This window comes from Armatimonadota bacterium (assembly GCA_025059775.1).
GTDB lineage: Bacteria > Sysuimicrobiota > Sysuimicrobiia > Sysuimicrobiales > Sysuimicrobiaceae > Sysuimicrobium.
On the sequence record JANXCW010000003.1, the window covers coordinates 140461 to 159541 of the forward strand.

21 protein-coding genes and 1 pseudogene are annotated in these 19081 nt (G+C 68.9%); 18 read left to right on the forward strand and 4 right to left on the reverse strand.

The window, feature by feature from the left end:
- Position 1: 1 nt before the first annotated feature.
- Together N0A24_03355 and guaB are read right to left on the reverse strand one after the other, a co-directional pair.
- The gene (locus tag N0A24_03355) at positions 2–514 is read right to left on the reverse strand and encodes a thermonuclease family protein (protein ID MCS7172437.1); all 513 of its coding nucleotides are present in this window, start codon (positions 512–514) and stop codon (positions 2–4) included.
- 3 nt (positions 515–517) lie between these two features.
- The gene (gene guaB / locus N0A24_03360; GenBank protein ID MCS7172438.1) at positions 518–1960 is read right to left on the reverse strand and encodes an IMP dehydrogenase; all 1443 of its coding nucleotides are present in this window, start codon (positions 1958–1960) and stop codon (positions 518–520) included.
- A gap of 69 nt (positions 1961–2029) precedes the next feature.
- Between guaB and N0A24_03365 the strand changes: the two genes are divergently transcribed.
- From N0A24_03365 to N0A24_03375, 3 genes are all read left to right on the forward strand, one after another.
- Positions 2030–3538: a SagB family peptide dehydrogenase gene (locus N0A24_03365; GenBank protein ID MCS7172439.1), complete on the forward strand. Its 1509-nt coding sequence runs from the start codon at positions 2030–2032 to the stop codon at positions 3536–3538.
- Positions 3539–3738: 200 nt separating this feature from the next.
- Positions 3739–4221, forward strand: a complete 483-nt coding sequence (locus tag N0A24_03370) for a hypothetical protein (protein ID MCS7172440.1) — start codon at positions 3739–3741, stop codon at positions 4219–4221.
- A 19-nt stretch (positions 4222–4240) separates the two neighbouring features.
- Positions 4241–4873 carry an HD-GYP domain-containing protein gene (locus N0A24_03375; GenBank protein MCS7172441.1) on the forward strand — a complete coding sequence of 211 codons (633 nt, stop codon included), beginning with the start codon at positions 4241–4243 and terminating at the stop codon, positions 4871–4873.
- On the opposite strand, the gene N0A24_03380 is transcribed toward N0A24_03375, so the two are convergent.
- Together N0A24_03380 and N0A24_03385 are read right to left on the reverse strand one after the other, a co-directional pair.
- On the reverse strand, positions 4870–5049 hold the full coding sequence (locus tag N0A24_03380) for a diguanylate cyclase (GenBank protein MCS7172442.1): 180 nt from the start codon (positions 5047–5049) through the stop codon (positions 4870–4872). The two genes, N0A24_03375 and N0A24_03380, sit on opposite strands and share 4 nt — an antisense overlap.
- Before the next feature lie 110 nt (positions 5050–5159).
- Positions 5160–5339 (reverse strand): annotated as a pseudogene (locus N0A24_03385) (GGDEF domain-containing protein).
- Positions 5340–5975: 636 nt separating this feature from the next.
- Between N0A24_03385 and N0A24_03390 the strand changes: the two are divergent.
- From N0A24_03390 to efp, 15 genes are all read left to right on the forward strand, one after another.
- Positions 5976–6524 carry a hypothetical protein gene (locus N0A24_03390; GenBank protein ID MCS7172443.1) on the forward strand — a complete coding sequence of 183 codons (549 nt, stop codon included), beginning with the start codon at positions 5976–5978 and terminating at the stop codon, positions 6522–6524.
- Positions 6525–6533: 9 nt separating this feature from the next.
- Positions 6534–7031: a hypothetical protein gene (locus tag N0A24_03395; GenBank protein MCS7172444.1), complete on the forward strand. Its 498-nt coding sequence runs from the start codon at positions 6534–6536 to the stop codon at positions 7029–7031.
- A complete protein-coding gene (locus N0A24_03400; GenBank protein ID MCS7172445.1) occupies positions 7028–7678 on the forward strand; it encodes a prepilin-type N-terminal cleavage/methylation domain-containing protein in 651 nt (216 codons plus the stop codon). The genes N0A24_03395 and N0A24_03400 overlap by 4 nt, the downstream gene beginning before the upstream one ends.
- Complete coding sequence (locus N0A24_03405) at positions 7675–8589, forward strand: hypothetical protein (GenBank protein ID MCS7172446.1); 915 nt, start codon at positions 7675–7677, stop codon at positions 8587–8589. Before N0A24_03400 ends, N0A24_03405 begins: the two co-directional genes overlap by 4 nt.
- Entirely contained in the window at positions 8561–9532 is a 972-nt protein-coding gene (locus N0A24_03410) for a hypothetical protein (protein MCS7172447.1), read from the forward strand. The genes N0A24_03405 and N0A24_03410 overlap by 29 nt, the downstream gene beginning before the upstream one ends.
- A 138-nt stretch (positions 9533–9670) precedes the next feature.
- Complete coding sequence (gene pilM / locus N0A24_03415) at positions 9671–10714, forward strand: type IV pilus assembly protein PilM (GenBank protein MCS7172448.1); 1044 nt, start codon at positions 9671–9673, stop codon at positions 10712–10714.
- Positions 10711–11286, forward strand: a complete 576-nt coding sequence (locus N0A24_03420) for a PilN domain-containing protein (protein ID MCS7172449.1) — start codon at positions 10711–10713, stop codon at positions 11284–11286. The genes pilM and N0A24_03420 overlap by 4 nt, the downstream gene beginning before the upstream one ends.
- Positions 11283–11900 carry a type 4a pilus biogenesis protein PilO gene (pilO, locus tag N0A24_03425; protein ID MCS7172450.1) on the forward strand — a complete coding sequence of 206 codons (618 nt, stop codon included), beginning with the start codon at positions 11283–11285 and terminating at the stop codon, positions 11898–11900. Before N0A24_03420 ends, pilO begins: the two co-directional genes overlap by 4 nt.
- On the forward strand, positions 11897–12523 hold the full coding sequence (locus N0A24_03430; GenBank protein ID MCS7172451.1) for a hypothetical protein: 627 nt from the start codon (positions 11897–11899) through the stop codon (positions 12521–12523). The genes pilO and N0A24_03430 overlap by 4 nt, the downstream gene beginning before the upstream one ends.
- Positions 12520–14940, forward strand: coding sequence for an AMIN domain-containing protein (locus tag N0A24_03435; GenBank protein ID MCS7172452.1), 2421 nt, complete (start codon positions 12520–12522; stop codon positions 14938–14940). The genes N0A24_03430 and N0A24_03435 overlap by 4 nt, the downstream gene beginning before the upstream one ends.
- 48 nt (positions 14941–14988) lie before the next feature.
- Entirely contained in the window at positions 14989–16236 is a 1248-nt protein-coding gene (locus N0A24_03440; GenBank protein ID MCS7172453.1) for a hypothetical protein, read from the forward strand.
- Positions 16237–16250: 14 nt separating this feature from the next.
- Positions 16251–16718 (forward strand): hypothetical protein, encoded by a 468-nt coding sequence (locus N0A24_03445; GenBank protein MCS7172454.1) that lies wholly within the window; start codon positions 16251–16253, stop codon positions 16716–16718.
- A 6-nt stretch (positions 16719–16724) separates the two neighbouring features.
- Positions 16725–17474: a prepilin peptidase gene (locus tag N0A24_03450; protein MCS7172455.1), complete on the forward strand. Its 750-nt coding sequence runs from the start codon at positions 16725–16727 to the stop codon at positions 17472–17474.
- Between the two features lie 10 nt (positions 17475–17484).
- Positions 17485–18351: a GGDEF domain-containing protein gene (locus N0A24_03455; GenBank protein ID MCS7172456.1), complete on the forward strand. Its 867-nt coding sequence runs from the start codon at positions 17485–17487 to the stop codon at positions 18349–18351.
- A 163-nt stretch (positions 18352–18514) separates the two neighbouring features.
- Positions 18515–19075, forward strand: coding sequence for an elongation factor P (gene efp / locus N0A24_03460; GenBank protein MCS7172457.1), 561 nt, complete (start codon positions 18515–18517; stop codon positions 19073–19075).
- Positions 19076–19081 lie beyond the last annotated feature (6 nt).

The following is a 19081-nucleotide window of genomic DNA, read 5'->3' on the forward strand; positions in this document are numbered from 1 at the left end:
CCTACTGCGCCCACAGGCCCCTCCGGGCCTCCCGCGCCAGGCGCTGGCAGGTTCGGAACCACTCCACGTACCGGACGTTGGGCGGTACGGTGTACAGCCGCGCGTACCCGGATTCCAGCAGCTCCAGGTTGAACAGACGCCCCCCGAGCCACACATAGCCCAGGAGTCTCCTGTAGCGGTCCCGTGGCTCCACGTCCAGCTCCAAACCCACCCGACGCCCCACGAGCCGACCGCGGGTGAACTGGGCCGCGAGACGCGCCACCTCCCGGATGGACGGGCGGGGATCCCGCATCTCCGGGGTGTCCACCCCGATGAGCCGGATGCGCTCCAGATTCCCGTGGACCTCCACCTCCACCGTATCCCCGTCCACCGCGTGCCGCACGGTGGCTTCCAGGACCGCCTCCGGACGCGGCGGGTGGGGGCAGAGGGAGGTGGAGGGGCGCTGCTGCCACAGGAAGAATGCCGCGAGGAGAAGGGCGAGGGAACCGAGGCCCAGGGCACCGCGCCGTCGCATGGGCTACATGGGCTCCACGTCGTGCGGGTAGCTCTCCCGCAGACCCGCGGGGGTGATCCGGATGAACTCCGCGTTTCGCTGCAGCTCCTCGATGGTCCGGGCCCCGCAATAGCTCATCCCGCCGCGCAGCCCGCCGAGGAGCTGCGCGACCACGTCCGCCACCTTGCCCCGGTAGGGCACCCGGGCTTCGATCCCCTCCGCCACGATCTGGCTCAGCTCCTCCTCCTCCACGGGGTGGTCCAGGGATCGCCTACGGGCCGTGGCCCACAGGCTCGCCATCCCGCGGAAGAGCTTGTACTGTTGCCCTCCCTGCACCACCAGCGCCCCGGGGCTCTCCTCCGTGCCCGCGAGGAGGTTGCCGAGCATTACGGTATGCGCACCCGCGGCCAGGGCCTTGGTGATGTCCCCGGAGTTCCGGATGCCGCCGTCCGCGATCACGGGCACGTCGTACTCCCGGGCCACCCGGGCCGCGTCCAGGATGGCGGTGAGCTGCGGTACGCCCGCGCCCGTGACGATGCGGGTGGTGCAGGTGCTGCCGGGCCCCACCCCTACTTTCACCGCATCCGCGCCTGCCAGGATGAGGTCCCGGGCTCCTTCCGCGGTGGCCACGTTGCCCGCGATGAGGGGGATCCCCGGAAACTCCTCCCGGAGCCGCTCCAGGGCCCGGAGCACGCCCTCGCTGTGTCCGTGGGCCACGTCTACCACGAGCACATCGACGTCCTCGGCCGCCAGGGCCGCGGCCCGCTCGAGGTAATCCCCCCGGATGCCCACCGCTGCACCCACCCGCAGACGGCCCTTATTGTCCTTCGTGGCCTGGGGGTAGCGCATCCGGCTCTGGATGTCCCGCTGGGTGATGAGGCCCCGGAGCCTGCCCTGCCTGTCCACGAGCGGCAGCTTCTCCACCCGGTGCCGGTGCAGGATCTCCTTGGCCTCCTCAATCGTCACCTCAGGTGGCGCGGTCACCAGCCGCTCCCGCGGAGTCATCACGCGGGTGATGGGCTGGTCCAGGTCCTCTTCGAAGAGGAGGTCGCGGGCGGTCACGAGCCCCAGGAGCCTTCCCTCCTCGTCCACCACCAGCAGTCCCGCGGACCCGTGCTCCTCCATGAAGGCCACCGCCTCCCGCAGGGTCTGGTGTGGCCGGAAGGTATAGGGGCGGTCGATGACCACGCTTTCGGCCCGTTTCACCCGCCGCACCTCCGCGGCCTGCTGCTCGATGGGCAGGAACCGGTGGATGATACCGATCCCACCCACCCGGGCCATGGCGATGGCCATCTCGCTCTCCGTGACGGAGTCCATGTTGGCGCTCACGATGGGGATCTCCATCTCGATCCCCCGGCACAGGCGGGTGCGGGTGCTCACCTCCGCGCGGGAGGCCACGCCGCTGCGCTTGGGCACCAACAGCACGTCGTCAAATGTGAGTCCCAACCGGAACGTGTCCTGAGGCATGATCCGCCTCCTGGTGGCCGACTTCGGGGGAAGAGTTACCCCTTACGCAGAATGAAGGAAGAAGGGATCATGCGCAACGGGGCCAAGGAGCTGCTGGCCTACCACGAGGCCACCAAGCACTCCTACTGGAGCGTGCGGAGCGCTCCGGGAGGGTTGGACTGGTCCAACGAGCCCCGCCTGCGGAAGCGCTACCGGGGACCGGACCTGCTTCCGCTTCCCCGGGACCTCCCAAGGGGCGGCCTTGCCGCGGTGGAGGCAGTGGCCTCGCCCGGGAGCGAGGGGAGGGGGAGCCTCGATCTCCGCACCCTGACGGCCCTGCTGCATTACTCTGCGGGGATCCTGCGCACCCGCCGCTACCCGGGCGGCGAGATCGCCTTCCGGGCCGCTCCCTGTACCGGGGCCCTCTACCACCTCGAGGTCTATGTGGTGTGCGCGGACCTGGTGGGGCTTCCCGCGGGCGTGTACCACTACGGGCCGCACGACCACGGGCTGCACCGACTGCGCACGGGGGACTACCGAGCCCTCCTGGCCCGGGCCGCGGGAGGGGAGGAGAGGGTGGAGCGGTGTGCGGCGGCGCTGATCGTGACCAGCATGTGGCAGCGGAATGCCTGGAAGTACCGGGCCCGGGCCTACCGGCACGTCTTCTGGGACGCGGGCACCCTGCTCAGCAACCTCCTCGCGATGTCGGCCGCCCATGAAATCCCCGCGCGGGTGCTTGTTGGGTTCGTGGATCGGGAGGTCGCGCGGCTTTTGGATCTGGATCCGGACCGGGAGCTCCCCGTGGCCCTGGTGGCCCTGGGGAGCGGAGATCCCCCTTCGCCGTCGCCCCCCGTAGGACCCCTGGACTACGCCACAGAGCCCATCCTGCGCCGGGAGATCAGAGAGCCCCTCCTCCTCGCCGCCCACGCGGCCTCCTCGTTCAGGAGTCCGGAGGAAGTGCGGACCTGGCGCGACTTCCAGGTTGACGTCCGGCGCGGAGAGGTGTCCGGAACCCTCTACCCCCTTCGCCGCATGCCTCCGGACCAGCTGCCGAGGATCCCCGTGGAAGACGTGATCCTCCGGAGGCGATCCACCCGTCGGTTCGGGAGGACGGCGATTCCCTTCGAGGCTTTCTCGGAGATCCTCCTGCGGGCTACGGGAGCCATTCCCGCGGATTTCGTCTCGGACGATACCTCCCTTGTCGTTCCCTTCCTGATCGTGCACGCAGTGGAAGCACTCCCACAGGGTACGTACGTGTTCCATCGGGATCGAGGGGCCTTAGAGCTCCTTCGGGCAGGGGAGTTCCGGGAGGAGGCCAGCTACCTGGCCCTGGAGCAGCCCGCGGCGGGGTCGGCGGCGGTGGCGGTGTTCTGGATGACGCGGCTGGATCAGGTCCTGGGGTCCCTGGGAGCCAGGGGATATCGGGCTGCGCAGCTGGAGGGCGGGGTCCGGGGAGGGAAGGTTTACCTCCTGGCCCACGCCCTGGGCCTGCGGGCCACGGCTCTCACCTTCTACGACGACGAGGTCACGGAATTCCTCCTGCCGGCCGCTTCCGGCTACAGCCCCATGTTCCTGGTGGTGTTCGGCCCTAGGGCGTAGGGATCCTGGCACGCTTCTTGCCGTCCCCCCCTGCAGGTGGGAAGGCGGATGTGCCGTGGAGGCGTGGCTGGACCGGGTTTCGGTGTCCGGGGAGGACTTCCGGGGGGTCGCCCGGAGGGGGCTCGTGGTGGTCCTGCTTGGAGGTCCCCTGGCAGCCGTCCTCGCCCTGGCCGCGCACCCCGCCTGGGATGTCCCGGAGGGTGGCGGATGTGCGGGCCCTGTGGTTGGGGTTGGCGTTTCTGAGCATCTCTGGATTTTTCCTGGTCCACGCCCTTGCCACCCCGCACGTGCTCGTGGGACCCAACGCCACCGTAGGGAGGGCCGCGCGCCTCAGCCTGTTCGGTGGCGCCCTCACCTTCGCCCTGAGCGCGGTCCCCTGGGGGAGTACCTGGAGCGCCCGCCTCCCCCGGAGCCGGCGGGTGGTGCTCGCCCTCTTCGGGGTGGGGATCCTGGCCTTCGGGGCGGGGCCGTTGCTGGCGGAGCTGCGTCCTTGGCTGGCCACTCCCATGCAGCTCCGGAGGCGTACGGGGGCTACGGGATGCCCTACGCCTCCGCGCCCTCCCCTAGCCCGCGGTTCGATTTCCTGGGCGGTCTCGTGGTCCTGCTGTTCGGGGCCGCCGCGTGGCGGTACTACCGGGACTACCGGACCGCGGGGTTACCTGCCCACGGGGCCCTCGCAGTAGGCCTCGTGTTCCTCTGGAGGTGCTGTTCGCGGGGGACCTCATCGACCGCATCGAGTCCGGCTACAGCGAGGCGGTGTTTGCCCTGGTGGCTGCCCTGGAGGCCCGGGATCCCTACACGCACGGCCACTCCGCACGGGTGGCTCAACTCGCGGTGCTCCTTGGAGAGGCCATGCGTCTTCCTCCGGAAGAGATCCGCTCTTTGACCAGGGCGGGTCGGATCCACGACATCGGCAAGATCGCCATCCCCGATCGCATCCTCTACAAGCCGGGACCGCTTACGGAAGAGGAGTACACCCTGGTGCGACAGCATCCCCAGATCGGCTACGACATCGTACGTCGGATTCCCTCGCTCTGGGGTGAACTCCCTGCCATCCTGCACCACCACGAGTGGTACGATGGCCGCGGATATCCCGCGGACCTGGCGGGCGAGCGGATCCCCCTTTCGGCCCGCGTCCTCGCGGTGGCGGACGTCTACGACGCCCTCACCTCCGAGCGTCCGTACCGGAGAGCTTGGACCCACGAGGCAGCGGTGGCGCACATCCGGGCCATGGCCGGCTCCCAGTTCGATCCCCGCTGCGTGGAGGCCTTCCTCCGGGTGGCGGATCGGTGGCGGGCGCGGCAGGCTCCGGACCCCGGGACGGCGGACCCCTAACCCACCAGTTCCATCCGGTTCTTCCCCAGGGCCTTGGCCCGGTAAAGGGCCTCGTCCGCGAGCTGTAAGAGCACCTTGGGATCCGTGCCGTGGTCCGGGCACAGGGCAACCCCTACGCTGGCGGTGAGGGGTTCTGCCGTGGCCTGCTCGATGCGCCGCCGCAGCCCCTCCAGCACCCGGCGCGCCTGGACCAGGTCCATGTCGTAGAGCACCACCGCGAACTCCTCCCCCCGTACCGGGCCACCACGTCCCCGGCCCGCAGGCCTGCCCGCATGGCCCGGGCCACTTCCCGGAGCAGGTCGTCCCCCGCGGGATGTCCGTAGGCGCCGTTGTAGGCCTTGAAATTGTCGAGGTCCACCAGGGCCACGGCGAACCGGTGTCCCGATCGGGCAGCCCGGGCGCACTCCTGGACCATTACCGCCTCCAGGTAGCGGCGGTTGTAAAGGCCTGTGAGGGGGTCCGTCATGGCCATCTCTGCCAGGACCCGGTTGAGCCGGCCGAGCTCCTGGCGTAGGGCCCGGTTCCGCTCTCGCTGTCGACGCATCCGGTCCAGGGTGGCGCTCATGATCCCACCCGCGGCCACGAGCATCAGCGCCTGCATCACTTCCGCCGCTGGCTGGATCCCGGTCCCGCGTAGCCCCTCCCAGGGCGGGGGCCCCACCACGGCCGCGAGGTAGGCGACCCCCATCAGCCCCGTGAGGCCCAGCAGGGGCCAGAAGGATCCGTACCCCGCGGCGAAAGCCAGGGCGATGAACCAGCCCACCATCAGGGTGGTTCGGGTCTCCGGGACCAGGGCGATGTACCGGCCGAGCAGGGCCACGGCAAACAGGAGGGGAACGTAGACGAAGTGCGGGTCCCAGGAGCGGACCAGGCGATCATATCCCCGGTGTACTGAGAGAGGAGGAGAAACCCGTGGGCTTGCGCGGTCCAGGCCGCGGTAACCCAAAAATCCCGCCAGGTGAAATGCGCTTGGCCCGTGGCCCGGAACACCAGGAGGATCAAACTTGGCACCATGGTTTCAATAATGGTTATGATGATTTGGACATCCACCGGTTGAAAAGGTGGCACATGTTTTGCTCCACGTGCGGGTGGAGGGCGGAGAATGAGGGGGGGTGTGGTACGGCGGAGGGACAGGCAAGCCGGGTTCACCACCCTCGAGGTGGTCTTCGTGGTGGTGATCCTGGCGGCCCTCCTGGGTCTGGCGTTTCCCGCCTACCAGCGGGTGCTGATGGAGCGTCGAGTGCAGAACACCGTCCGGGAGATCGCCGCGGACGTGCGGGTGGCCCAGCAGGCCGCGGTGGCCAAGAGTGCGGAGGCTCGGTGCGTGGGCGTGGCGTTCGAGGAACGCCGGGTGGGGGTGTACGTGGTGCCTCAGGATGCCTCCTTCGACTGCACCAACCCCGATGCCGCGGGGCTCCGGGCCTATGGGGTCCTCTTGAATTCCCAGGAGTATCCCGCGGGGGTGACCGTGGACCACCGCCCGCGCGATGCCCTGGCCTTTGTGCCCTCCGGTCTCGTGTACCCCACCTGTGCGGGGCAGAGCTGCACCGCCTTCCAGGTTACGGTACGGGGCGGGGGGCACACCCGGTCTGTGTGCGTGAACACGGCGGGACTGGTGACGGTGCCGTCTCCGGGAGAGGCGTGTCCGTGAAGGAGGAAGATGCGAAAGGTAACTGGTGAAGGTGGCCTTTCTCTGTTGGAGGTGGTGGTGGCCCTCACGCTCGTGGCGGTGGTGATGCTGGCGAGCGTGCAGCTGGTGACCCGGGCCGTGGCCCAGATCGGCTCGGCCCGCACCGAGCAGGCGGAACGGCCCGCACGGGCGAAGACGGTGGCCCTGCAGTGGCTGCAGGGAGAACTCGATTACCTGCGCTCCCGCGGCTACGGGTATCTCGTGCAAAACTATCTGAGCCCGACCGGGGACTGGGTTCGGTCGGGCGCATCGGTCCAGCGCACCATCACCCGAGCCAGGAAGGAACCGGGGGAGAGCGTTCTGCCCGTGGGTTTTGAGAAGGCCGAGGTGATCCTGGAGGTGGAGGGGTTGGAGGGGTGCCCGGGCAACTGCATGATCGCGGTGATGCGGGCCCGGGTGCGGCTGTACCGGGAAGAGGGGGATGCCGTCCCCTTCGTGGAGGGGGCGACGAGCGTGGTGCGGCGATGAGGATCTGCAGGGACGAGCGGGGCTTAACACTGGTGGAGCTCCTGTTGGCGGTGGTGACGCTGGCGGTGGTGCTGGGTACCCTCTTCACGGCCACGAGCGGGATGGCCCGGACCTGGACCGTGGGCCAGCACCGGGTAGGGATCCAGCAGGCGGGGCGGGCGTCCTTGGACTGGATGATCCGGCGGATCCGCCTGGCGGGCCAGGGATACGACCGCCAGCACGCGACCTGCCTTCCCTTTTACAAGGAGGCCACGCCCACGAAATTCGCCTTCCTCGCGGACGTACTCCCGGGCGGGGTGTGTGGCCCCTTCGAGCGCCTGGAGTACACCCTGGACGGCAACCGCCTCGTGGAGCGTATGACGGGAAGCGATGGCGACGTGTTGCGGGCCCTCACCCCCGCGGAGGAGGTGGGGGAGGTCACGGTCACCGACCTCAATTTCTGCTATTACGATCTGGACGATCAGCTGGCCCCGGACCAGACCCTCACCGTGATCGCCGGCCAGGAAACCTGCTCCGGTTCGGTTCGGTCCGATAAGCTGGCGGACATCTTCCGCGTGAAGGTTCAGGTGCGGGTGTGGAGCCCGCGGCTGGGAGAGAGGCTGGTGGTGGCGAGTCAGGCCACGCGGAGGCTGGAGGTGCTGCCGTGAGGGGAGATGGGCCCCTGGGGGAAAGGCTTGCCAGACAGGTGCGGACGGAGCACGGCATGGCCCTCGTCGTCGCCCTCCTCACCATCTTGGTGCTGCTGCTGCTCACCGCGGCCCTGGTGACCGCGGCCATCACGGAGACCTTCACCGCGCAGACCGCGGAGGACTCCGCCCGGGCGTTCCTCGTGGCGGACGCGGCCGCGGCCCGGGCCCTGGCTTCCTTGCGCCTGGACGGGGACTGGGCCGCAGCAGACCCGGGCGGTCAGGACGCGGTGGGGCGGTGCCCGGACGGAGCGCTCTTCGACCTACTGGCGGGCGAGTGCATGCGGGACGTCCCCTATCCGAGGTACGGAGCGGTGGCGGTGAGCGCCACGAGCCCTCCGGGCGGGATCTCCGAACCCGTGTGCGCGGCCCGGACGGTGACGGGACCTGCAGCCTCGCCTGTACCTCTGCCGCCAGAGGAGAGCTTTGGCCGATACACGGTTGCTGTGCTGGAGGTCCCGGGCTCAAACCAGATCCGGCTGCGGGCGGTGGGCCGGGTGGGCCGGGCCACCCGAGGGTTTGCGTTCACCGTGAGCCGCGTGACGCCCGCGGACTTCGTCTCGTACTCCGCCCTCCGGGTAGACGCCACCCGTGTCGGGAACGGGACCTTCCGGATCCACGGGTCCGTGTACGTGCGCGGGGACTGGGAGTTCAAAGGAAACTCCCAGCAGCTGAACGACCGGCCGGTATCCGATGGTGATCGGGAGAACGACCCCGTGTACGACAACCAGACCTTCGTGTGCGGCAACCTGATCCTCCAGGGCAACGCTCAGATCGGGACCGCCAATAGGCCCATGCTGGGCGTGCATATATCGGGGGGAGCGCATCAACCGGGGCGGAGCCATGGAGGTGTACAAGCTGTTGCAGGATAAGGTGGTACCGGACATCCGGCTGGCGAACGTACAGCAGGCGATCGCGTGCGTGAAAGGTGCTGGCGACCAAGCCGGATGCGATCAGAACTTCCCCGGCCTATGGCAGGCTTACACGAACTCCCTGGACATTTCCGGGGGGTGGGCCCGGATGCGCCTGTATACCTGGACCGGCGGCTCGTGGACGGAAACCCTGTCTGCCGATCTTCGGTTGGGCTCGACCGCGTGGCGGATCCCGAAGCGTGACCGGGACACGGCGTGCCGGGCACACCCACAGACCGCTTCCCTCAACGTGGTCCTGCAGGACTGCGCGGCGTACTACGATGGTTCCTCGAGGCTCTATCTGGGCGCCCGACAGGTGATCTACGTTCCGGGAAGCGTCTCGGTACTCCGGGACGTGGACTATCGGGTGGACAACGATCCGACCCAGTCCTGTGATCCAACTAGAAGGGATTCAGATCCCTGTCGCCCCGATGATGCCTCCCTGCTCGTGATCGCCTGTGAGGCCGGCACATCCTGCCATCCTGGCAATGGGTCACCTGCCTACGGCTTCGACGTGCAGGAAATGATGCGGGCACAGAGGCCAGCCGCCCGCGGCCTCTTCTACCCGGATACCACCTTCCCGTCCCGGGACCTTCTCGGGGTGCTGGTTCATGGCCGGGTGCGGTTCGGGCTCAGTGGAAACCTCGCAAACCAGGAGATCAACCTGGTGGTGGTCAGCGGCTGCACTGCGAACCTGCCGCCCGAGCGGTGCGATCTCACCATGCAGAAGAACCTGCAGCTCTATGGCTCGGTGATCTCCAGGCTGCTGGTGTTCGAGCAGAACGTGGACCTCTACCAGGTCCCGGACCTGCGGCGCTACCTGCCCATCACCCTCGATCGCTTCCTGGCCGCGCCGGGCGGGTCCGCGGTGGTGGTTACCCAGTGGCGGGAGATCGGGTTCTGAGGGATGTCCCGGGAATCGGGCCTCAGACCCTGCAGGAATTTTTTGGAACCCGTCGAACCGAACCCCTCAGGTACACGGGGCCGTCCGCGCAGGGAAGGGGCAAGGACGTAGCATGCGCCGCGGCAGATCAGGGGAGCTATGGCACGCACTCCCGTAGGGCTGGACATCGGGGCCGCCGCCATCAAGGTGGTGGAGCTGATGCGGGGGCGGGACGGCTACCGGATCGCGCGCCTCGGCAGTGTCCGCACTCCCGTGGGGTCGCTGCTGGAGGGGGCGGTGGTGGACCCCCAGAAGTTGGGCGCGGCCGTCCGCACAGCTCTCGAGGAGGCCGGAATCCGCCACCGCCGGGTGGTTACGGCCCTCGGGAGCCGGGCCGCGGTGGTTCGGGAGATCCAGGTTCCCCAGATGCCGGAGGAAGAGCTCCGCAGCGCGGTCCGGTTCGAGGCGGAGCGCTACCTGCCCGTGGCCGGGGAAGACCTGCGGGTGGACCACCAGGTGGTGGAGGAGATTGAGGAGGGTACCCGCAAGCAACTCAGCGTGCTCTTCGCGGCTGCCCGGGCCGGCGTGGTGGACGGCCTTGTACGGGCCCTGCAGCTGGCGGGCTTGGGAGCAGAGGTGTTGGAGGTCACCACCTTCGCCCTGGCCCGGGTCTTCCGGCAGGAGGCGAAGGAGGGGCCGGTTCTTGTGGCGGACATCGGCGCGGACACCACGGAGATCGTCATCGTCCAGGGCGATCGCCTCCACCTCTCCCGCACCCTGGTGACGGGGGGCAACACCCTCACCCGGGCCGTCGCCGCAGCCCTGGACCTGGAGCCGGATGCCGCGGAGATCGTGAAGGAGGAGAAGGCCGTAGCACCTGTGGGGGCCCTGCCCATGGAGGACCCCACCGCTGCGCGGGTGAGCGAGGCCATCTCCCCGGTTCTCGCGGACATCGTGACGGAGCTGCGGCGGAGCGCGGAGTTCTTCCTGACGCGGTCGGGCGGCCGGGAGATCCGGAAGGTGTTGCTGGCGGGCGGGACCGCCCGGATCCCGAACCTTGCGACCTTCTTCGCGGATGAACTGGGTCTCCCGGTAGAGGTGGGGGATGTGTTCCGGTACTACCCCACGGAGCGGCCGATCCAGGATACGGGTCCGGCCTTCGCGGCGGCTACAGGGCTTGCCCTGAGGGGGTTGGAGGAATGAGCATCCGCATCAACCTGCTGGCTCCCGAGCGGAGGCGGCGGCGCGTCACGCCCGTGATGGTAGGCGTCGGGGTTCTCGCGGCCCTGGTGCTGGTCGGAGCGGTGGTGGCGGTGGTGATGCAGATGCGGGTGGCCTCGGGCCGGGCACAGCTGGCGCGGCTGCGGGCGGAAGTGGACCGGCTGCGGCCTGAAGCGCAGGAGGTGGAGCGGATGCGCCGGGTGGTGGAGGGGCTGCGCCGGCGGGAAGCCCTCGTCCGGCAGTTCTTCGCCTCCCAGATTCCCGCCGCGGAGGCCATCCTGGACCTCAGCCTCTCCATCCCGCAGGATTCCTGGATCACCCTGTTCGCGGTTCAGGGAGGCCGGGCGGTGCAGATCGAGGGGGTCACGGCCCGGGACAACGAGTCCATCGCCCTCTTCCTGGTGAACCTGGAGCGGACCCCACACTTCGAGAACATGGACCTCCAGGTGAGCGAGCTCCAGCGCATCGGCACGCAGGACGTGCTGCGGTTCACCCTCACGGGCGCCCTCTCAGGAGGCCCGCCGCCCACGCTGCCGGGAGGAGAGACGCAGTGACCCTGCGGCCTCGGGAGCAGGTTCTTCTCCTGGTGGCGGCGTCGCTTGGGATCCTCGTGGGGTTCTACTACCTCGTGTACCTGCCCCGGAGCGCTGAGCTGCGGCGGCTGGAGGGAGAGGTCCAAAAGGTCACCGCGGAGCAGCAGCGCCTGAGCGCCCTCGTAGCTTCCCGGCCGGAGGTGGAGCGGGAGTTCAACGAGGTGCGGGGGAGGCTCGCAGAGTTGGAGGCGAAGCTCCCGCCTGCCCGGGAGATCCCGACGCTGCTGGTGCAGCTGGAGCAGACCGTGCGGCAGTCCCGGGCCCGGATTACCCTGATCCGCCCCGGACCGCTCGCGGCGCCGACGCCACCGCCCGGCCCGCGGCCCGGAGGGCAGCGCCCGCAGGAACCCCAGGCACCCTCCTACCAACAGTTCTCCGTGGAGCTGGGCGCCCGAGGGGACTACGAGGCCCTGGTGGATTTCCTACAGCGGCTGCAGAACTTCCCGCGGCTCCTGGTGCTCTCCGAGGTGCGCCTGAGCCCCGCGGAGCAGCCGCGGCCCGGGCAGGCTCCTGTTCTGCAGCTCTCCGTGCGCGCCACTACCTACGTCCTCCCCGAGACGGAGGCGAAGCCGTGATCGCGCCCGGCCAGGGAGAGCAGCAGAGCCGTCTGTTGCCCTATCTCGCGGCGGTCCTGGTGGTCCTGCTGGGCTACGTGGCGTACACAAGGATTTCGGCCCGGCAGCGGCCGCAGGCCCTTCCGCCCTTCACCCCGCCTCCCGTGGCCGCTACCCCCGCGCCAGAGGCCACTCCCACCGCGGCCCCGAGTCCCTCTCCTACCCCGTCTTCCATCCGGGTGGCGCTCCCCGCACGGCCCGTGGGCCGCCCCAACCCCTTCAACCCCCTGATCGTCCCCCAGGTTGCCACGCCCGCGCCGAGGACGGCCACGCGGCCCGCGCCCCCTCCGCTTCCTCCTGCGCCGCCGCCCTTCTTCCCGGGGGAGGGACCGAGGCCGGGGCAGGCTCCCCCGCTGGGTCCTGTACCCACCCCGCAGCCTCAGGTCCCCTTCCGGGCCACGGGCACGGTCATCCAGGGCGGCGTGCGGCTTGCGGTTCTGCAGGCGAGGGATCGGATCTACTTCGCGCGGGTGGGTGACGTCGTCGAAGGATTTCGAATCGTGGCGGTCGAACCGGAGTTCGTGCGGGTCCAGCGCGGCACCTTCGAGCACGTGTTCCACCTGAGGGAGGTCGAAGCACCATGACGCAACGCACATCCGCCCTCGCGCTCACGCTTACCCTGGTCCTGGGGCTTGCGGGAACCGTGATCCCTGCTGCTCCGCCCGTGCAGGTGACGGAGGTATCCCTGAAGGGAACGGAGGGGAGCCTGGAACTGACGATCCGGGCCAGCGGGCCCGTGCAGTACCGGCTGGTGGACTGGGCAGGCAAACCCGCGGGACTTGTGGTTCTGGACATCCAGGAGGCCACCCTGGCGGTTCCGGCGGGCGATCTGCCGCTCCGGCATCCGTCCATCGTCCGAGCCCGCATCAACCAGCAGGACGCTACCACGGTGCGCCTTGCCATCGAGCTCCGGGAGCCCCGGGTGGTACAGGTGCGGCTCGCACAGGATCGGAAGGGGGTGGTGGTGGCCTTCGGGGAACCTGTCCGCCAGCCCGTCCTGCACGTCATCCGGGGCGTGCGGATTGGCCAGACAAATGGCGCGGTGCGGGTGGAGGTGATTGCGGACGGCCCCTTCACCTTTCGGGAGGTCTCGTGGGCCGGAAAGCCCGCGACCCTGGTGGTCGTGGACCTCGTGGGCGTGCAGCTGGCCGGCGGTTCCCGCCGGATCCCGGGAGATGGCGCGATCCGAGAGGTTCGGCTGGGAGAACAGGGAAGCGGCGTGGTGCGGCTCGTGGTGGACCTCCGGGAGCATAGGCCGGTTCAGCTGGTGCGGGAATCGGGAGGGAGAAGGCTTGCGGTGGTGCTCCCCGGCGCAACCCTGACGGGCACCACCGGAAGTCCTCAAGCCCAGGCTCCGCGCCGGGCGCAGGCTCCCTCCGCTCCGGCCCCCACGCCACCGCCCGGTCCTACCCGGGAGTGCTTCGACGACCTCCAGCCGAGGCCGGGGCCTCAGGTCCCGAACCAGCGGCGCTTTACCCTCTCCTTCCTCAATGAACGGCTGGCGGTGATCCTCACCGCCATTGCCCGCCTCACGGGTGTGAACATCGTGGTGAGCCCGGAGGCCGGGGAGCGGCGGTTGACCATCCGGCTGCTGAACGTAACCCTGCGGGAGGCCTTGGATCTCGTCACCCGGCCCCTGGGATTAGCGTACGTCCTCGTGGACCGGAACGTGCTCGTAGTGCCCGCCGACCAGGTGCCGCCGGAGGCGGCGGTGGTGTGCCACTACCGGTTGCGATACGCGCGCGCGGAGGATGTGGCGCGGGTCGTTACCCCGCTTCTGTTCGGAGAACGGCTGGCCCCGCCCGCGCCCACCATTGTGCAGGTGGGTCCCACGCCTCCGCCCACACCTACGCCCGCGCCCACGCCGGTCGTTGTCCGCACGCAGGTGACGGTGGATCGGGCCACCAATAGCCTCCTCGTGGTGGCCTCCCGGTCGGACCAGGCCCGGGTGTGGGAGATCATCCGGCGGCTGGACATCCCGGAAGCGCAGCCGACCCCGCCGCCGCCGAGCCCCCCACCCCCAACCCGGGTCACCCGGGTGTACCGGCTTCAGTGGATCTTCGTGGACGAGCGGCCGCGGGCAGGGGCGGAGGCGGAGCGGATTCTAGTCCCCATCGGACCACCGGATCCCGGCGCCGCGCTGGTGGCCATGGTCCGCCAGCACGCGGGCCTCCGGGCGGAGGACGTGACTTTCGACTACCGACAGAACGCCATCGTGGTGACCGCGACGGAGGAGCAGCACCGGCTCATTCAAGATCTCCTGGCCCAGATTGACGTGCCGGGGGACCAGCTCCTCATCGAGGCCAGCGTGCTGGACATCAACCTGAGCGACCTCAAGGACCTGGGGGTGGAGTGGAGCAACATCCTGACCTTGCCCTTCGCCGAGCTTGAGCCCAACCCAGGCCAGATCCTCTTCAACCCCATCACCCGAGGCCCTCTGAACTTCCAGGCCGTTCTCCGGCTCCTCCTGGAGCAGAACCGGGCCCGGGTGATGGCGAACCCCCGGGTGGTGACCCGGGACGGGCAGCCAGCCACGGTTCTGGTGGGCGATCGGATCGAGATCACCCTGCCCGGCACGGGCCCTCAAGGCCAGGCCATCGCGGTTACCCGCACCATTGAAGTAGGCGTCCGTCTCAACATCACCCCGAAGATCAATCCGGAAGGGGACATCACGCTGCGGATCCTCACGGATGTGAGCTCGCTCGCCGCTCCGCCCACCCCGCAACTGGTGCACATCCGTACCCGACAGGCGGCCACCACCCTGCGGGTGCAGGAAGGGAGTCCCGTTGTGCTCGCGGGCCTCATCCAGAACGAGGAGCGGCGGCGGGTGGTGAAAGTACCCGTGCTGGGAGACATCCCGGTGATCGGGTCGCTCTTCCGGAGTGAGCGGACCGAGCAGGTCAACACGGAGATCGTGTTCATCATCACCCCCCGGCGACTGCCGAGGGTGCTGGCCCCGCCGACGCCGGCTCCCAGCCCCTCGCCTCAGCCGGCGCCATAGCGGACGGACGATGAGCGGATGGAGCGCTGAGTGAGGGAGTGGTGGACGATGCGGAAGATCCTGCAGGGGATAAGCCTGGTGGTGGTGGCCGTGTTGGTGCTCGCGGCCTGCGAGCAGTCCCTGGGACTGCGGCTGCTGGCCCCGGAGGACAACGCGGTCATCAGCTGCTCGTCCGCGGACGCGGGCCTGGTACGGTTCAGCTGGACTCCCGTGGCGGCCGCCCGTAGCTACACGATTGTGATTTACGACGGGTCGGGCAATCAGTTCCTCACCCGAACTGTTGCGACCACAACCATTGACCTGCAGCTTCCCTGCGGGGCCTCGTATTCCTGGCAGGTGGCGGCGAATCCGGGTGGAACCAGCTACTGGACTCCCAGGCGCCAGTTCACGCTCGGGGCGGAGACCTTTAGCTTGATCACGCCTGCGAACGGGGACGCGGTGAACTGCATCACGGCACCCAAGACCAAAGTGCGCTTTGCTTGGACAGTGGTGCGGGACGCAGCCTCCTACAACTTGGTGGTTTGGAACGGGCGGGGTGAGGTGGCGGGTACGGCGAACTTGACCGGCACCAGTACGGAGGTAGAGCTCTTTTGCGGCGATACGTATCGGTGGCAGGTTACGGCCGTGAAGAACTTCCCAAGTCCTCCGGTCCAGAGCCCGGTGTGGACCTTCAGCATTACGGGCGCACCCGGGGTCACTCCACTGCAGCTCCTGTCCCCGCCGGACGGGGCGACGATCGAGTGTCTGGCGCCGGACAACGGGCGGGTGAACTTCGACTGGACGGACGTCCCGAACGCCACGAACTACACGTTGGAGGTGTACCGGGCCTCGGACGGCGCCCTGTTCCTGAGCCGGACGCTCACCGCGAGCCAGACCACGGAGACCGTGGTGTGCCGGCCGGAGCTCGCCCTCCAGTACCGGTGGCGGGTGGGGGCACACATGAACTCCCAGGTGTTCTGGAGCAGCTTCTCCACATTCACCATGACCGTGGAGAAGCCGTTCCTGGTGAGCCCGCCGAATGGGGCCACGATTCCCAGCAGCTCGACGTGCAACGGTAATCCGGGAGTTCTGTTCACGTGGACCGTGGTCCTGAACGCTACCTCGTACCGGGTGGACGTGTTCAACTCGAGTGGTGCCTTGGTCGGCTCCACGGTGGTAACGGGGGCCACGACAACCTCCGCCTGCGTTGGCCTACCCATGACGCCAGGCATCTACACTTGGAGAGTCACGGCCATTAAGCAGGCGCCCAATCCGCCCGTGACCAGTGACATGTGGAGCTTCCAGATCGTGCCCTGATGCGGGGAGGGGCCGTGAGGAGAGTTTGGATCTACCTGGCCGCGGGAGTCCTCCTCCTCACGGCCCCTCTTTCCGCCCAGGACTACGCCCCCGTCCTGCTGTACCCCACGGAGCAGGCCTTCCGCGAGGCCACCGCCTCCCTCAGCCGGGCCGCAGAGCAACAGCCCCGGAGTGCGGAGGCCCGGTTCCGGCTGGGCTACGCGTACCACGTGGCCTGGCGGCTGTGGCGGGGCGGCCTTATTCCGTACGGGGCGGGGTACGACCGGCTCGCAGAGGGGGAGTTCCGGGCCGCCATCGAGGCCGACCCCAGGCACTTCGGGGCCCACCTCCTGCTGTACGGACTCTACCAGTCCCGGGACGACTGGAAGGCGGCGGAGCGGCTGTTGCCGCGGCTGCTGGAACTGAGCCGGGACGTGGACGTGCTCTCCCGCGGGATCCGTCCAGCCCCCGGTCCCCCCCCGCAACCCCCACCCTCCCCGTAGTTCGGCATGTCCGTCCTGGCCTTCGTCATGGGGGCTGTCTTCGGTTCTTTTACCAACGTCCTCATCCACCGGATTCCCCGGGGAGAGTCGGTGGTTTGGCCGCCGTCGCGGTGCCCATCCTGCGGGCACCGGCTGCGGTGGTGGGAGAACGTGCCGCTCCTGAGCTTTGCGATCCTGCGGGGCCGGTGCGCGGCGTGTTCGGCGCCCATTTCCTGGCGGTACCCTCTGGTAGAGCTCCTGGTGGCCCTCCTCTTCACCTACGCCTGGGTCCGCCATGGTCCGGGCTGGGATGCCCTGGGCACCGCGGCTCTCGGGATGCTGCTCGTGGCGGTGTTCTTCATCGACTTGGAGCATCACATCGTCCCGGACCGGATTACCCTCCCCGGCATGGTACTGGGGCTCGTGCTCTCGCTGGCCCGGGGAGGACTGGAGGGGTTTACCGAGGCCCTCCTCTCGGGTGCCGGCGCGGGCGGGGCTCTGCTGGTGGTGGCCCTGGTAAGCCCCGGCGGCATGGGTGGGGGGGACATCAAGCTCGCAGCCATGCTGGGCTGTTTTCTGGGATGGCCCGGGATCGTGGTGGGGATGTTTTTGGGGGTGCTGCTCGGGGGACTCGCGGCCCTGGTTCTGCTCCTCAGCGGCCGCAAGGGCCGCAAGGACCTCATCCCCTTTGGCCCAGCCCTGGCTCTGGGAGGGTTTGTCGGGATGGAATGGGGGTCGCAGCTTCTCTCCACCTACCTGCGCCTGTTCGGGCCGTGAGGAGGCGCTAGTGCGGGCCTCAGATCGTGCGCAGATCCTGGAGGCTTGGCGGGAGCTCGTGCGGAGGGGCTCCGGCCGGGCTCGGTCGGAGCAGGCGCTGCGGGAGTGGGGCCAGGTTCTCCTGGAAGCCACGGAGCACTTCCTGGTGGGCCGGACCTCTGCCGTGGAGGAGGCTGTCCTCGATCTGGTGAAGGGAGCCCCTGTGGGCCCCGTGGCGGAGCCCCTGGAACTGGTGCTCCTGTTCCGGCGGGCGGCGCTCCGGACCCTGGTGGGGCTTCCTCCACCGATGCGGGAGGCCCTAGAGGAGGCTTTCGACCGGGCCGCGCTCGTGCTGGCCGCCTGGCATGATGGAAAGCATCCCCGCCCGGAGCCCGGACCGGTCCTGCGTGTGCCAGAGCCCGAGGGGTTCGACCTCTCGAGTTTTCACTTGGTCCTTCCCCTGGAGATCCAGCGCTCCCTGCGGTACGGACGGTCCCTGAGCCTCATGCTGATCGCGCTGGACGCATACGACGATCTCGCTGCCCTCTACGGCCCGGAGGTGGCGGATCGGGCCATGGAGGAACTTGCAGGGCTTTTAGCCCGCAAGCTCCGGGCCACCGACACCCGCTACCGCGTGGGCCCGGACCGGATCGCGGTGCTCCTCCCCGAGACCGGACCCGAGGATGCCCTGGTGGCCGCGGAACGGGTACGGGAGCAGGCGGCCTCCGCGGGCACGGCCCTGGTGGCCGAGGAGGCCCGCAGCCTTACCGTGACCATTGGCATCGCCTCCTGCCCCGAGCACGGTTCGGATGCCGAGACCATGCTGCGGCGGGCAGAGCAGGCCCTGGAGGCCGCCCGGCGCATGGGCGGGAACCTGAGCCTCGTGTACCGGCCCTGATGTGCCCTCCTGCCTTTTTGCTCCGCCTGGATCCCGAGGCAGCGGTTGCACCCCTAGCCCGCTCTGCCCTGTCAGTTCGGGAGTGGTCCTAGCCCGCGTTTTGTCCGCACGTCCCTTCTGGTACCATACGGACGGAAGCTGGGAAGCACGGGAGGGAGCAGGGTTGATCTCCACGAACGATCTCCGGTACGGCGTGCACATCGTCCTGGAGGGGGAGCTCTACACGGTGCTGGAGGCTCAGCATGTGAAGCTCGGCCGAGGGTCCGCGTACGTGCGGGCCAAGATCCGAAACCTCCGCACGGGGGCGACCATCGAGCGGAAGTTCAACGCAGGAGAACGGGTGCCCCTCGCGGTCCTGGAGAGCCGGACCATGCAGTACCTGTACCGGGATGAGGCGAACTTCACCTTCATGGACACGGAAACCTACGAGCAGCTCGCCATCCCCACCTCCGTGGTGGGCGAAGCCGCACGGTTTTTGAAGGAGGGCATGGAGGTGGAGGTGGTTTTCCACGAGGGAACCCCCATCGAGGTGGAGCTACCGACCAGCGTGGAGCTCCTGGTGGTGGAAACCCCACCCGGGGTGCGGGGCGATACCGCCCAGGGCGGAAGCAAGCCCGCTCGGTTGGAGACGGGAGCCGTGGTGCAGGTGCCCCTCTTTGTGGAGGTGGGCGACCGGATCCGGGTGGACACCCGGACCGGGCAGTACCTGGAGCGGGTGCGGTAAGAAGCC

Bases quoted from the DNA above. Each gene is read 5' to 3' on its own strand.
- pilM (MCS7172448.1), top strand. From the start codon at position 9,671: ATGGCACGCACTCCCGTAGGGCTGGACATCGGGGCCGCCGCCATCAAG.
- N0A24_03410 (MCS7172447.1), top strand. From the start codon at position 8,561: ATGGAGGTGTACAAGCTGTTGCAGGATAAGGTGGTACCGGACATCCGG.
- N0A24_03355 (MCS7172437.1), bottom strand. From the start codon at position 514: ATGCGACGGCGCGGTGCCCTGGGCCTCGGTTCCCTCGCCCTTCTCCTC.
- N0A24_03390 (MCS7172443.1), top strand. From the start codon at position 5,976: ATGAGGGGGGGTGTGGTACGGCGGAGGGACAGGCAAGCCGGGTTCACC.
- guaB (MCS7172438.1), bottom strand. From the start codon at position 1,960: ATGCCTCAGGACACGTTCCGGTTGGGACTCACATTTGACGACGTGCTG.
- N0A24_03450 (MCS7172455.1), top strand. From the start codon at position 16,725: ATGTCCGTCCTGGCCTTCGTCATGGGGGCTGTCTTCGGTTCTTTTACC.
- N0A24_03440 (MCS7172453.1), top strand. From the start codon at position 14,989: ATGCGGAAGATCCTGCAGGGGATAAGCCTGGTGGTGGTGGCCGTGTTG.
- N0A24_03420 (MCS7172449.1), top strand. From the start codon at position 10,711: ATGAGCATCCGCATCAACCTGCTGGCTCCCGAGCGGAGGCGGCGGCGC.
- N0A24_03400 (MCS7172445.1), top strand. From the start codon at position 7,028: ATGAGGATCTGCAGGGACGAGCGGGGCTTAACACTGGTGGAGCTCCTG.
- N0A24_03435 (MCS7172452.1), top strand. From the start codon at position 12,520: ATGACGCAACGCACATCCGCCCTCGCGCTCACGCTTACCCTGGTCCTG.
- N0A24_03365 (MCS7172439.1), top strand. From the start codon at position 2,030: ATGCGCAACGGGGCCAAGGAGCTGCTGGCCTACCACGAGGCCACCAAG.
- N0A24_03395 (MCS7172444.1), top strand. From the start codon at position 6,534: ATGCGAAAGGTAACTGGTGAAGGTGGCCTTTCTCTGTTGGAGGTGGTG.